General features: G+C 44.5%; 18 protein-coding genes. 13 read left to right on the forward strand and 5 right to left on the reverse strand.

Annotated features, from left to right (window positions below):
- Nucleotides 1-15: 15 nt before the first annotated feature.
- Nucleotides 16-906 (reverse strand): EamA family transporter RarD, encoded by an 891-nt coding sequence (rarD, locus tag RJ47_RS05310; protein WP_039482181.1) that lies wholly within the window; start codon nt 904-906, stop codon nt 16-18.
- 277 nt (nt 907-1,183) lie between these two features.
- On the opposite strand from rarD, the gene RJ47_RS05315 reads away from it, so the two are divergent.
- Together RJ47_RS05315 and RJ47_RS05320 are read left to right on the forward strand one after the other, a co-directional pair.
- Nucleotides 1,184-1,540, forward strand: coding sequence for a PilZ domain-containing protein (locus tag RJ47_RS05315; protein ID WP_038191908.1), 357 nt, complete (start codon nt 1,184-1,186; stop codon nt 1,538-1,540).
- A 174-nt stretch (nt 1,541-1,714) separates the two neighbouring features.
- On the forward strand, nt 1,715-2,416 hold the full coding sequence (locus tag RJ47_RS05320; RefSeq protein WP_072036317.1) for a substrate-binding periplasmic protein: 702 nt from the start codon (nt 1,715-1,717) through the stop codon (nt 2,414-2,416).
- 98 nt (nt 2,417-2,514) lie between these two features.
- Here the strand turns inward: RJ47_RS05320 and RJ47_RS05325 are convergent, their stop codons facing one another.
- Nucleotides 2,515-4,149 (reverse strand): methyl-accepting chemotaxis protein, encoded by a 1,635-nt coding sequence (locus RJ47_RS05325; RefSeq protein WP_039482184.1) that lies wholly within the window; start codon nt 4,147-4,149, stop codon nt 2,515-2,517.
- Nucleotides 4,150-4,497: 348 nt separating this feature from the next.
- Between RJ47_RS05325 and RJ47_RS05330 the strand changes: the two genes are divergently transcribed.
- From RJ47_RS05330 to RJ47_RS05350, 5 genes are all read left to right on the forward strand, one after another.
- Nucleotides 4,498-4,893: a nuclear transport factor 2 family protein gene (locus RJ47_RS05330; protein ID WP_039482186.1), complete on the forward strand. Its 396-nt coding sequence runs from the start codon at nt 4,498-4,500 to the stop codon at nt 4,891-4,893.
- A gap of 50 nt (nt 4,894-4,943) precedes the next feature.
- Entirely contained in the window at nt 4,944-5,348 is a 405-nt protein-coding gene (locus tag RJ47_RS05335; RefSeq protein WP_039482187.1) for a hypothetical protein, read from the forward strand.
- Nucleotides 5,349-5,483: 135 nt separating this feature from the next.
- Nucleotides 5,484-6,305: a hypothetical protein gene (locus RJ47_RS05340; protein ID WP_052237918.1), complete on the forward strand. Its 822-nt coding sequence runs from the start codon at nt 5,484-5,486 to the stop codon at nt 6,303-6,305.
- The gene (locus tag RJ47_RS05345; RefSeq protein WP_039479583.1) at nt 6,305-6,844 is read left to right on the forward strand and encodes a GNAT family N-acetyltransferase; all 540 of its coding nucleotides are present in this window, start codon (nt 6,305-6,307) and stop codon (nt 6,842-6,844) included. The genes RJ47_RS05340 and RJ47_RS05345 overlap by 1 nt, the downstream gene beginning before the upstream one ends.
- Before the next feature lie 25 nt (nt 6,845-6,869).
- Nucleotides 6,870-7,217 carry a DUF2834 domain-containing protein gene (locus RJ47_RS05350; protein ID WP_052131257.1) on the forward strand — a complete coding sequence of 116 codons (348 nt, stop codon included), beginning with the start codon at nt 6,870-6,872 and terminating at the stop codon, nt 7,215-7,217.
- A 60-nt stretch (nt 7,218-7,277) separates the two neighbouring features.
- Here RJ47_RS05350 and RJ47_RS05355 read toward each other — a convergent pair whose 3' ends face one another.
- On the reverse strand, nt 7,278-7,898 hold the full coding sequence (locus tag RJ47_RS05355) for a LysE family translocator (protein WP_039482189.1): 621 nt from the start codon (nt 7,896-7,898) through the stop codon (nt 7,278-7,280).
- 241 nt (nt 7,899-8,139) lie between these two features.
- Here RJ47_RS05355 and RJ47_RS05360 point away from each other — a divergent pair, with 241 nt between their 5' ends.
- The 5 genes from RJ47_RS05360 to RJ47_RS05380 all read left to right on the forward strand — a co-directional run bounded on the left by RJ47_RS05360 (nt 8,140) and on the right by RJ47_RS05380 (nt 10,547).
- Nucleotides 8,140-8,661 (forward strand): GNAT family N-acetyltransferase, encoded by a 522-nt coding sequence (locus tag RJ47_RS05360; protein ID WP_039479580.1) that lies wholly within the window; start codon nt 8,140-8,142, stop codon nt 8,659-8,661.
- A 21-nt stretch (nt 8,662-8,682) separates the two neighbouring features.
- Nucleotides 8,683-8,928, forward strand: a complete 246-nt coding sequence (locus tag RJ47_RS05365) for a Rho-binding antiterminator (RefSeq protein WP_039482191.1) — start codon at nt 8,683-8,685, stop codon at nt 8,926-8,928.
- A gap of 109 nt (nt 8,929-9,037) precedes the next feature.
- Complete coding sequence (locus tag RJ47_RS05370; protein WP_039482193.1) at nt 9,038-9,427, forward strand: VOC family protein; 390 nt, start codon at nt 9,038-9,040, stop codon at nt 9,425-9,427.
- 40 nt (nt 9,428-9,467) lie between these two features.
- The gene (locus RJ47_RS05375; RefSeq protein WP_039482196.1) at nt 9,468-10,109 is read left to right on the forward strand and encodes a glutathione S-transferase family protein; all 642 of its coding nucleotides are present in this window, start codon (nt 9,468-9,470) and stop codon (nt 10,107-10,109) included.
- A 105-nt stretch (nt 10,110-10,214) separates the two neighbouring features.
- Nucleotides 10,215-10,547, forward strand: coding sequence for a zinc ribbon domain-containing protein YjdM (locus RJ47_RS05380; protein ID WP_038213937.1), 333 nt, complete (start codon nt 10,215-10,217; stop codon nt 10,545-10,547).
- A 61-nt stretch (nt 10,548-10,608) separates the two neighbouring features.
- On the opposite strand, the gene RJ47_RS05385 is transcribed toward RJ47_RS05380, so the two are convergent.
- Nucleotides 10,609-11,148: a histidine phosphatase family protein gene (locus RJ47_RS05385; RefSeq protein WP_039482200.1), complete on the reverse strand. Its 540-nt coding sequence runs from the start codon at nt 11,146-11,148 to the stop codon at nt 10,609-10,611.
- Nucleotides 11,149-11,337: 189 nt separating this feature from the next.
- On the reverse strand, nt 11,338-12,450 hold the full coding sequence (locus RJ47_RS05390; protein ID WP_039482203.1) for a hypothetical protein: 1,113 nt from the start codon (nt 12,448-12,450) through the stop codon (nt 11,338-11,340).
- 211 nt (nt 12,451-12,661) lie between these two features.
- Between RJ47_RS05390 and RJ47_RS05395 the strand changes: the two genes are divergently transcribed.
- A complete protein-coding gene (locus RJ47_RS05395) occupies nt 12,662-13,372 on the forward strand; it encodes a response regulator transcription factor (protein WP_038134741.1) in 711 nt (236 codons plus the stop codon).

The raw sequence follows: 13,372 nt of genomic DNA on the forward strand, positions 1-13,372 counted from the left end.
CGAAAGGGGATTTTTTTATATCTTGTTGAGACGGTAACGTCCCCGTATCGATTCTAGAATCGTGAACAGTAATCCAGCCCAGATAAAGCTGAAACTGACCAGCTTTACTTCGTCAAAGATCTCGCCGAACAAAAATACTGCGATCATGAATTGAATGGACGGTTCAATGTACTGCATGAGACCGACCGTTGACATGGTCGTTAAGCGAATTGCAATGGAATAGAACACTAACGGGATGAGCGTGGCAGGTGCGGCGCCAAAATAGAGAGCGAATGTTTCCCACCCCATGTGCAAGACTTCAGTGCCAATGGCCAGTTCTTTGTAAACTAAATAGCCAAATGCAAGAGGAAGCATGACAACCGCTTCCATGAATAGGCATGTGCTCCAGTCGTAACGAATACGTTTCTTACACCAGCCGTACAAAGTGAAGAAGGTCGCCATACTAAGCGCAATGATTGGCAACTGACCATATTGAACAACTTGGTAGCTAAGTCCGATAGACGCCAACACAAGCGCGACTTTTTTACCTGTCGATAGTGTTTCTTTTAATACGAACACACCGAGCGCACTCATCATTAATGGGCTGATAAAAAAGCCAAGACTGGCATCGATCACTCGGTCGTTAGTCATCGCCCATGTAAAAGCTGTCCATGAAATAGACATCATCAAGCTGCCAATGAAGGTTAACTTGAGTGAAAACTTGTCTGCCCAAATCGTTTTCCAGTTTGGTAACGATTTTGTGACTGCAAGCACGATAATGAAGCCGCACGGAATGGAAGCCAACAGACGAACGGCGAGTAGTTCATCCATCGCGGCTTTGGGTAAATATTGATAATAAAGAGGGAGAATTCCCCATAAAAAGAACGAGATAGCGGCCATCCAATTGCCTAAACGTTGCTCAGACATGCTCTTGCTCACAGATAAGAAAGTGAACGGAATGTACGTCTAACACTCTGAAAAGTAAAGCGATTTGCCTTGGATTTAAATCCTTTATTTTCAATGGCTTATGACTGAGTTGTTTAGGTAAGGATTTAATATTCAACGCTTTTATCTAAAGGTGCGGGAGCAATGGTCGATAATTATGAGTAGTGAATTGATTTTTAAACTCTGGTAACGTGTAGCTAACGAGTAAAGCGCTATACTAATGAGATAGCTGGAGACTTATGGTTAAAGGAGCACGATCATGAGTGACATGGAGCAAAAGCGTAAATTTTATCGCCTTAAGTACCCAAAGCGGGGCCGGCCTTGCGTTCGCTTTTCACAAGAACTGTACCACGTGACAGAAGTGTCCGAGGGTGGTATTCGTGTACTTATGCATAATTTAAGCAGCCTATATAAAGGGTTGACGATGAAAGGTGTACTTTCACTGCACAACGATTGTGAAGTGTCTATCGAAGGTGCTGTTTTGCGCTTTGACAACGATGAAGTGATTGTACAGCTCAAAAAAGGCCCTTCTTTTAAAAACATGGTCGAAGAACAGCGACATATCAAAAATGTATTTCCTCGTCATTTTGAACGGCTAAAAATGCAAGCAGCTTAAGGTTGTGGTTTAGCCAGCTTACAGACAAAACATTACATTGTACGCTTTACGTGTTCGCAATTTATCTTAGCCCTCTTACTCAGAGGGCTTTTTGTGTGGTTTTTCAACTCCATACTTGGGGATAGCGACAAAATCAGCCTATAGTCATTAGTATGTTTCATTATTGGTGCTCTCATGTTTGCCAAGCTATTTAGACGGTATGTAGCGACGATTTTATTTTTGTTGAGTCCGCTTGTTTATGGACAAGACGAGATAAGGTTTTTCCTGCCGGACTTCCCGCCTTACACAACGATGGATCAAGATGGGCAATTGGTAGGCATCGGTATCGATAAAGTGACGGCAATTTTGGATACCATGGGCATGAAGTACAGCATCAGACTGGGTTCAAACCATGGCCGAGCGCTGGCGGAGCTGCGTAGAGGCCGTTCTGATGGATTCTTTATGGCGTCAAAAAACGCAGAGAGAGATGAGCACGCGGTCTTTTCCCTTCCTCTCATGATTAATCGCTGGGTGTGGGTCGTGTTAACAGGGAGCGAGCATGATTTCTCTGCCTCTCCTGATTCCGCGTTTAGAGTGGCTAGCTTACTCAATACCAATACGGATAAGTGGCTTAAGACATCAGGATACAAGCGTATCGACCCCGCAGACAATATTGTTTCATTGATTGCTAAGCTAGACGACGGAGCCGTCGATGCCGTCTTTGTCGCTGAAGAAGTGTTTAACCATCATTTTGAAGATAACCCAAGTTATGATGTGATTTTGCAGGCGGAAAAGGCTTTCGGTATTTACATCTCCAAAGAATACCTCAATCGTCATCCTACATTTATGGATGAACTTAATACCACAATATTGGAGCTGAGCCCGATCGAGCCATGAGTAGTGGGGGAGAAGCGGGAGTTCTTGGCAAGGAAACAGTGACCACACGAACAGTGCAGTCACTGAGGTTTATGTTATATAAGCCGATTTGCGTCGGTTTAGACCTTGAATTGAGCGACTAAGTTGTCAAGCGTTTCACATTGGGCTGAAAGCGATAAACACGCGTTTTCGGCACTGCTTACCATTTCTACCATATGATTGCTGTTGTCTAGGATACGAACGACATTGTTGTTCACATCTTCACTTACGCTATTTTGCTCGCTTGCAGCGGTGGCGATATGTGTGTTCATCTCATTCATCAACGAGATTGATGCCATAATTTCTTTCAAAGAGTCCGATGCACTGCCCGCACTTGAAATTGTCTGCTGACCACTTTCTTTACTGGCTTCCATTACCGTCACCGCTTGACGTGCGCCTTCTTGAAGCTTCTCAATCATAGCTTGAATCTCACCGGTGCTTTCCTGCGTTCTGCTCGCGAGTGATCGAACCTCATCCGCAACCACCGCAAACCCACGCCCTTGATCCCCAGCACGAGCGGCTTCAATCGCAGCATTCAACGCCAGCAAGTTTGTTTGTTCAGCGATGCCACGGATAACATCAAGAATCGAGGCTATGTTGCCGACATCAGCATCAAGGTTGTGGATGACTTGGCTCGCGTTGTCGATTTCACAGGCCAATGTTTCGATAGAGCCAACCGTTGTTGACAAGATCTTATCGGTGTTTGTCGCTTCGCCATTGGCTTTGGTGCTTGCTAGGGCTGCTTCTTCCGCATTCGATGCTACCGTCTGGCTGGTTGCTTGCATCTCATTTACTGCAGTCGCAACCATTTCACTTTCTTGCTGCTGTTGGCCAGAGAACTCAGCGACGGATTGAGTTAACGACTTAATGTTCTCCATTTCAGCGCGAACCGCATTCGATGACACAATGACTTGTTCTACTGTTGAGTGAATTCGGCTGACAAATGAGTTGAATCCTTCGGCGAGCTTACCCAGTTCATCATTGCTGGTCACGTCGATGCGTTTCGATAAGTCGCCATCTCCGCTGGCAATGTCTTGCATCGCCACCCCGATATTCTTAATTGGGACAAGCACGAGTCGATGAGAGATCCAGAATGAAAGAACGACCAATACAACGGCGATAGCTGCACCAAACTCGAGTACAAACTTACTATAAGAGATGGAATCAGAAACTTGTGCACGCAGCTCAAGTTGAACCTCATCAATCATCGAACGGATCGAACGTAAGTTGGTGCGTATGATTTGAAACTCTGCGTCCAGCTTAGTTTGATTCGCTTCATAGTAGTCATTTGCGCTACTTGGGGAGCTAAACATTGGTTCATACAAACTGATCCAAGTATTTGTCGCTTTGGTGAGCTGGTCTGCGACTTGAAGTTGGTTTTGAGGCAGGTAGCCTTTGCTAATAAGTTCGCGAACCTGACTTAGACGTGGCTCTGCTTTGTAGGCGTTGTCTTTAAACTCAGCAATGTTGTAGTCAACCTCTTGCTGATTTTTTGCCAACATCAACCCTTGGGCAGCGGTGATTACTTGATAGAGGTCACGGTAGCCGTCTTCAAGGGCCTCCATGACGGGCTGAACATCCTTGTTAAGTTGCTCGTTCAACGATTCTTGTTGATTGGCTTGAAGTACGTTAACCAAGGTCGTAATCGCAATGATGACCGCCAACAGCACAATTGGTAAGGCCAATTTGTGCTTAATCGTAAGTCTGCTTCGCATAGTGTTATCCTAAATGTTTGATATCAATCAATAATACTCTGTTATTGAAATTAGTTGCGTAATAGAGGATGCAACATGAATTTTGCTAAATCAACCCAGGGCTATTTGTTTTCTCAATAAAAACAGGGAAATAGCTAGAGGTGGGTCGCAAATGGACAATCTGTGAACAATTGAGTAACAAGCCGTTTTTAATCAGATGTTTAGCCAAACGTTTGCTTTGGGTGGAGGAGATAAAAGTGTGATCCGTAACTCTGATTTTTAGCTGGTTATATTCATATGAATTATGGTTATATGTGCGGGCAATAATAAGGTTGCTGAGTCAGTTAGGGTTATCAAATGAAAAGCGAGATGGATTCGAAGGCGGTGGTACTCGCGTATTGGGCTGCGATGGAAACGAATGATTTCACAGCGGCAAGCGAATGGCTATGCGAGCATGAGTTTGAATGCTACTGGCCCCAGTCGAATGAACTGATTAAAGGTCGAGAGAACTTCGCCGCCCTAAACAGTGCATACCCCAGTGAAGGCTTGTGGCACTTTACTCTGAATACAATCGTGGTCGAGGGAAATCAGGTCGTGACTGATGTATCCGTCACCGATGGGAGTCGCATCGACCGAGCCATTACGTTTCATACGGTTGTAGACGGTAAAATCGTCAAACAAACTGAGTTCTGGCCAGATAACTACCCAGCCCCTGAATGGCGATCTCAATGGGTCGAGTCGGCAAATTCTAAGCAGACAGTGTAGATCTTTTACTCGATTTTTTTACCGTTTTAACCAGTAAAAGGAAACACATCATGTATAAGAGTTGCGACTTTTCTATTAACGATGGTCAGTTCAAGTTTAAGAAAGATGCTTACCCACTCAAGCGAATCAACGATATACGAGTAAAGCGATTAACCTTGATGGATAATTTGGCACAAATCGTGTTTTGGATCGCCTTATTCTCTGGAGGCTTATGGCTTGCGGTGCCGGATATAATGCTTGCTCCCTTATGGTTACAAGCAACAACCGGTGCGTTGACACTCTTCGGTTTTTTGTTTGCAGTGTTGCGTTGCTCGCGATATGCCTTGCAGGTGGAGTTTAAACACGTTGATGAAACGGGGTTGCAGTGGGTGAATGTTGCCAAATCTTATGCGCATCAAGACGAAGTTTTATTTGATGCTCAAGTCTTGGCGGTAAAAAGCCTAACAGCTCACTAAACGCTAAATAGCCTCAGTCAGAGGCTATTTGTTTATTTAAATCCACATCAACACACTTCTATTTGAGGCTCTATTGATTTGGATAGGAATGGGCAGACATTCAAGTCATAGCCAATAAGGCAGATATCATCTCAAATGAGTAATAAAACGAAATGGGTATTGGTGAGCGTTTTAGTAACGCTTTTCTTGTTCACCTACCGACCTGACAGAACTGAGCTCTTGCTCGACGAGCTCGAACTTCCCAAATGCGACATCACTGAACGATTGAATACGACCATCACCTTTTACGTTGATCGGGGCGCGTTTACTCCAAAACTTCAAAACCGCTTGACCGCTGCGATCGAATACGCGAATCAGGTGCTCGATAATTCTTGTATCCCGATGCGTAGAACACTCGACGCAATGCTGTCGGTAGATCTCAATCTATCGGGTCAGGAAGACGAATACGGTATTTATTACCGACTGCTCGACGCGGTTGGCGCAGACAAAATGGCGCAGCACCACTCAGACATACACCATTACTATGTTGTTGTCATTGGCGATGAGCACACGATATTCGATGATGGTACAACCGGAATCGCTGACTTGAACAACGATGGTAGCCGCAGTGTATTACTCTCTGATGTTGCAAAGGTTCACGTATTAGAACATGAGTTTGGTCACCTCGCCTGGGCGCAGCACAAAGACACTTGGCCCTTCCCGAGTATGGAAGGGACGTTGAAGCTTGCGGTAGAGAAGAAGTTTCATGATAAGTTAAAACGCTATGCGAGAGCTTATACATGCAAAAATGCGGGCACGGTAATGAGTTATGAGGAGAGGATTCTCCCTATTTATTCGAGCCCACTCATTCACTATCGAGGAGCGCAATGCGGTGACCAAGAGGTTGCAGACAATGCGCGCGTGTTGCGAGAATACGCATGGGAACAGCTTAGTAAACCAAAGATCAGGGAAGAGTAGTGTTTAGACTAGAAACAGAACATTTGATTATCAGGGATATGCAGGACACCGATGAGGCTGCATTTGTCGCTATCTCACAGGATGAGAAGTATCAGCGATTTTACAGTGAAGCGGATTGTTCTCCCTCGAAGTATCAAGAGTTAACCAAATTGTTTGTCGCCCAAGCGAAAGAGCATCCTAGAACGTCTTATCAACTTGCGATTGAACACAAGGCGAATGGGCAGTTTATCGGAACGGTCTGCTTGAGAGTCGAAAATGACAACCAAGCCTCTATAGGGTGTGGTTTATCTCGTGACTATCAAGGAGCGGGGCTTATTCGAGAAGCGGCTTATGCTCTCGTTAATTTTGGTTTTTCTGAGCTAGATATTCACCGTGTTTACGCGGAAACAATCAGTCTCAATCATGGGGCGATTCGACTTTGTCGCTCGTTGGGAATGAAGCAGGAGGCTCATTTCAGAGAAAATCGCTTTTTTAAGCAGCGTTGGTGGGATACGGTTGTTTTTGCGATATTGAGAAGCGATTGGAAGCAAATTCGTTGAAAACAATTGTGAACAAGGAGTGTTGATGAGACATGTGTATTTGATGTTCAGTGTGCTAGGTATAGCCATCCCATACGGGGCACTGTTGCCGTGGTTGTTGGAGAACGGCTTGAATATTGGCTTTTTGCTAGAGCAAGCGGCAGCGAACCCCATCAGTATATTTGCATGGCTAGACGTTGTTGTCGCTGCGTTGTGCTTGTTAACCTTCATCGCCACAGACAGTAAAACGAATCAAGTTAAGGGAGTGATCTATCCCATCTTGGGCACACTGGCTGTCGGTGTTTCATTAGGTTTGCCTCTTTATCTCTATATTCGGGAGCGCCAGTTTTATCTTAGAACTCACGGGCGAGAAGTGAGTGTACATGGTGGGTGATGTGACTATGCGGAGTATTATCAGAAGGCGCTCGTAAGACTCCACAGGTAGAGAAGTACGTCAACTCATTGGCGACACGTGAAGGAAAATTTCTCGTATCACTGGCAGTACAGAGACAACTAACAACGCAGACATAAACCAGTTGAATCGTTGACGTTGTTCAGCCTTGTTTAGCCATTTTTTAAGCAAAGAACCAAACGCGAGCCAAACCCCGACACAAGGGAAAGAGACGACAAAAAAAGTGGCGGCAATAAGTGTATTTTGCGCCACAAAGTCTGCTTCGACACTGGTAAATGCGGCGATTGCACCAGTCGCAACAACCCATGCTTTGGCGTTGACCCATTGAAAGAGAGCCCCTTTAGTAAATGACAGAGGCTGCGCTTGTTGTTCACCTTTTATATCTCCAGTAGAGCGAGCAATCAGAAAGGCTAGGTAAAGCAGGTATGCAGTGCCAGTGCACTTGATGACGAAATGTAAGCTAGGAAAGAGCTCGAATAACTGAGAAAACCCAAGTCCAACCAACAATAGCATGACTGAAAAGCCGACACAGATACCAGTCAGCAAAGGTAAACTCTTCTTAATTCCAAAATTGACGCCCGATGCCATCATCATAATATTGTTTGGACCAGGAGTTACTGAAGAAGAGATGGCAAACAGCACGACCGCTAGAAAATAGTCCATGTGTTCCTTGCACTATTCGGGAAACATTGACATCAATATGGCGAATTATTGCTCACTGATCAATTCCATTTTTGTGAATGTGCTCGTTTTGCTTTTCTTGGTGGGCAACAAGTTCTTGGCTTTGCGACTTTTTGTATTATGTTTCCCGCACTTCAATTCAAAAACAATACTAGGAACATACAAAGTTATTGATTTCCTAGTTTAACGATTAACGATTAACGATTAATGATTAGGAATAGATATGGACTTTATTCATGAGTTGGACGTGACACCTGAACAGCATCATCTTATCCGCCAACTGAGAAATGATTCGTTTGTTGAACACCAAGCCACATCGTCTTACTTGAAGCAGCTTCCCCATGTGAGGGTACTTGAGATGAAAGGTGGCGAGTTGATTGGCTATATGGGGTTAGATTACCGGGTTATCAGTGTTGATGGGCAGCCCTTAAAAGTTCTGGGTGTCATTGATTTTTGCGTTGAGAAAAACGCAAGGGGACAAGGAATTGGTCGTCAAATGTTGCAAGGTGTCGAGCAATTTGCGCGCACCAAACAAGTTGATTTCGTTATTCTTATCTCTGACTTAAAAGAGTTCTATTTGGCTAGTGGTTACCAACAGATTACCGCTACGCAGTCTTGGTTGAGAATTCATCAGCATCGAAACTATGGTGTGGCGGTTGAAGAACTAGATGAACTTTATGTGAAACCAATGAGCGAAAAACCATGGCCTTCCGGTCATGTAGATTGGCTAGGGTATATGTTTTAGTCTGAAATTAAGGAGGGCAGAATGATCAGTTGCAGTGATTATGATTATATCGAGATAGTTTGCATGTTTCGTTACCCAGTCGTGCTGACCTTAAAATCCGGAGACAAGGTTCAAGGCACGGCCATTGATACGGTTCGCAATGATAACAAGGAAGAGTGTGTGCTACTGGAAACGGCGAATGGTTCGAGCTACGTTTTACTCGACAGTATCGTGCAACTCGAGGTCTCGGTAGACAATCCTCATTTCGATAAGAAAACTTTTTGTTAGCCACACTCGGTGTGGAGCAGAAAACAGGAATCGATTAGCGTAAATAAACGCTCTATTTTGACTGCCGAAAAGTGATTAGTCTGTAGGGAATAGTCAAAAAGGAGTCATTATGAAAATTGAACACGTTGCGATTTGGACCGAACAACTGGAAGTGCTCCGTGCTTTCTACATCAAGTACTTTAACGCTAAATCGAGTGATAAGTACGTTAACCATAACAAACAGTTTTCTTCCTATTTCCTAACATTTTCAGAGGGATCTCGTTTGGAGTTAATGGCAATGCCCTCGATTCCTGAGTCGAAAGATGACATTTACCAACAGTTTAGAGGCTTGATTCATATTGCAATTTCGGTAGGTTCAACAGCATTGGTGGATGAAATGACGGCAAGGTTAGTCGATGATGGTTACGAAAGGATCGACGGACCTCGGACAACTGGCGACGGTTACTATGAAAGCTGCGTACTTGATCCAGGTGGTAATCGAATCGAAATAACGGTTTAACAGGTCGAGGAGACCAAAAAGACAAGGATTGATAACACCTATGTACACTCTCTACTACTATCCGAATAACGCCAGTTTGGTACCACACTTTCTACTTCACCACATGGGGGCTCAATACGAACTGGTGCTGGTGGATAAAAAGTCCAATGGGCAAAAATCGGCGGAGTATTTAAAGCTCAATCCTGCAGGAAGAATCCCAACCTTAGTTGATTCAGGGCTCCCAATATTTGAAAGCCCTGCAATCTGCATCCACCTTTGTGAGCAGCACCCAGAGTCAAGGTTAATGCCTGCCATCGGCGACCCGCTTCGTCCTTTGTTCTTTCAGTGGTTAGCGTTCCTGAATAACACGCTGCAAGCTGAGCTGATGGTCCGTTACTATCCCCATCGTCACACTACGGATGAAACTGCAATCCCAAGTATCATTGAAGCTCAAGATGCACGTATTTCAGACGCGTTGGCAATTATTGATGCCCAGTTGGAAACTCATGAATATTTGCTCGGCGAGCGTTTGTCGGCATGTGACTTCTTCTTGTTTATGTTGGCTGAGTGGTCACTTCCCGCTAAACGATCACCGATGGCGTATACTCATCTCTCGGCGTATTTGAGCAAGTTATCCCATCACCCTACCATCCAAGCCGTATGTGAAATCGAGCAGATTGATCTCACGCCTTTTCAACGTTAATGAAATTTGTTCGATGTTGAAAAGTATAAACGGGCAATTGATTTTGACTCGGTAATATCGCTGCCATTATCATGCCCGTACAATTCTTTGATTAAATGAAAAATGATGTCATTACCTCCTTGCCCTAATTGCCAATCTCAATATGTTTATCAAGACCAAAGTCAATTGGTTTGCCCTGAATGTGCTCATGAATGGAACCCAACAGAAATCGATGAGAGTGTTTTCATTGCTAAAGATGCCAACGGCACAGCACTTGAGGAAGGGGACAAAGTCACTTTGGCAAAAGATCTGAAAGTGAAAGGCAGTTCACTGGTCTTAAAAATCGGCACGAAGGCTGTTGTGCGCCGCATCGTTGAAGGTAAAGATCACGAGCTTGATTGTAAAGTGGATGGTGCCGGAGAAATGATGGTCACCGCGAAGTTTGTCAAGAAAGCTTAGCTTGTTAACAAGCCGCTAAATGACAGGCTGTGTGTCAGCCTGTCTTATATCATACTCGCAATTAGGTGCAGTCTCGCAGTGTCATCAATCGGTAATCAGCGCATTGCATGGAGTTTTCTTGATGACCGACCAAACTCTCGTATACGTTGAAATGAGATACGACAACCACCGTAGAGTAGTGGGCGTATCTTTCCAACACATTGAGCACCCTTGATCTTAATTCTTGGTGAGATTCATAACTCTTTTCGGGTTGACAGGCGCGCTGTTTGAGTGCGTTTCGATATTCTAGCCAGCGGCGATCTCTTTCTTCCAGTGATATGTACCCGCCCAGCTTGTCCGCTTTCCATTCGCGTAAATCGTGTTCGACGAATAACTCTAAATTTAACTTTCGGTTTATGATTTCGGCCGTTTGAAGAGCACGCGTGTAGGGAGATGAGAGGATGGCGTCGGGGTTAAATTTACTAAACTGATCCGGCAAATCGTGAATGGGGCGCAGATGTGCTCTATCCAGTGGCGCGTAGTCTTTTTCTAGCTGGGTCATTTGCCTGGCATCACTCAATGCATAATCGGGTACGCCGTGTCTGACGAAGATAATGTCCATAGTCGGGGGAGACTCCTTCTGGTTTATTATTGATTGAGGGTGTCACTATTTGGTAAGCAAAACAACCTGTTGCAGATTGAATGTAAGGTTGAACTGGCCCGTCATGGTGACTTTGAGAGGAGTGTCGATTACTGGTTAAAAAAAACGTGCCGACAAGGTGCCAGCACGTTATCACAATGTGGGTCGGATTTATTGGATTTCAGTAATAAACCCGTACTTGTCTGAGTCCGCTTTCGTGATCCAGTGTTCACCAGCTGCAGGTGCTGCATCTAAAGTGAAGAGATAAAAATCAATCCCTTTATCACCCATTACTTTATTGAAGAAAGTGGCTTGTCTGCGGTGGCTTTCGTGCGTGAATGGGAACGCTTTTGCCTCTTTATCGCCTTGTGCCCAGCTATGGACACCCACTTGCTTGTTGCCCTCAAACGCGTCGATAGCATTCTTACGCTGTAGAACACGCTTTTTACCCGCAGCAAAGAGGTCCGTTCCACCCGAGAACACGGATCCAGTTTTCGTTACCATTGTGGTCATATTGTTGTCGTGAATCATCAGGCCAGTGTAGAGGTTAATGTCGTCGTCCGCACTTCCGCCAATGTTGTTGTTGAACTTGAATGTCATCTCTGTACCTGAGTAATTCTTGACGATATCAGAGAGTTGTAGATAGGTTGTCGCTCCAAGCGTCGAGTGAATTCGTTCTTTGTCACTGGTCATGCTAAACGCATCGCGATAAAGATCCTTAAACGCAAATGAGGTCACGATGTCCACTTTACTGTCAGCATGCGTAGCGGTTAAAACAGTAGAGCCAATGCTTGGCAGAAACTCTGGTGCCTCAACGTTAAATTCGACTTGAATTGAGGTCGATGAGCCAGTGATTGTCGACTGGATTAATGTGTTTTCTCCTGATGTTGACTGTTTGGTTTCGTCACATTTGAAACCTTGGACCGGTTCTTTTGCACGATAAATCATACAATCCATCGCATCGTCAGATGACAGCACTAAGTCGATCGTGTTTTTGTCGGCATCAGCGAGCTTAATCACCAGTATCTCTTCACTCATGCTTTCAGCAAACAGAACGTTTTCATAGGATGTGCCCGCATAAGTGACACGTAAAGCGTCAAAAAAAACTTCGCGATCGCTCATCAAAGCATCTACATCTTTTTGCGAAAACTTATAGTCCGCGGCAGGTTTGGTGACTTTCGAGTTTTTATCGACGTTGTTATTTGTATTAGAACTTGAGCCAGAGTTGCAGCCAGCTAGAACAAGTAAAGGCGCGGCTAACAAAATAGATTTGAGATGTTTCATTGTTTTTCCCCTTAGGTTTGATGTGAGGAATTCTATTCTCAAAAATGGACACTGACTGTCGTGTTCATGTATGGAAATGTATGAGCATGCCGTTACAATACGCTCACAAATTAAATGGCGGTTGCGCTCCTCATTGCGCCAGCTAATTCAAGCAGTTCGGGATTTCACATCCCATAAAATATAGCGAGCCCATTTGCTAATGAATAACTCGATAAAACAACATTCAATGCTGATCGTTGAAGATGATTTAAAACTCCAACGAATGCTTAAGGATTATTTTGTAACGCAAGGTTTTGCCGTAGATACATTGGATGATGGTGAAACAGCAACTCGCTATATCATCGACAACCAACCTGACGTCGTTCTTTTGGATTTGATGTTGCCTGTCATGGACGGGCTTACAATTTGTCGACAGACGCGTGCTCATTACAAAGGTAAGATCTTAATGCTCACTGCCAGTGATGATGATTTCGATCATGTGGCAGGTTTAGAAACAGGCGCTGATGATTACGTGACCAAACCGATCAAGCCGCGAGTGTTGCTTGCTCGGGTAAGGACTTTGCTACGCAGGGTGGAGCAACCCGAGTTGGACACAAACGAGAATGAGCGTCATTTCGACAACTTAGTGCTAAGAAAAACGTACAAGCGCTGCGAACTCGATGGTCAAAACATTGCCATGACAGACAGTGAGTTTGATTTGTTGTGGTTTTTGGCCACTCACCCAGATGAAGCGCTATCAAGAGACAAATTAACGCTTGAGTTGCGTGGTATTGAATACGATGGCTTAGACCGAACTATTGATAACAAAATCGTTCGCTTACGCAAGCTACTTGGCGATGATTCCAACCCAGCAGTGAAAATTCAAACTGTGAGAGGAAAAGGGTACCTATTCGTTTCAAGTGCTTGGAAGTCAATCGCTTAA

This window comes from Vibrio sinaloensis, from assembly GCF_000808535.1.
GTDB lineage: Bacteria > Pseudomonadota > Gammaproteobacteria > Enterobacterales > Vibrionaceae > Vibrio > Vibrio sinaloensis_D.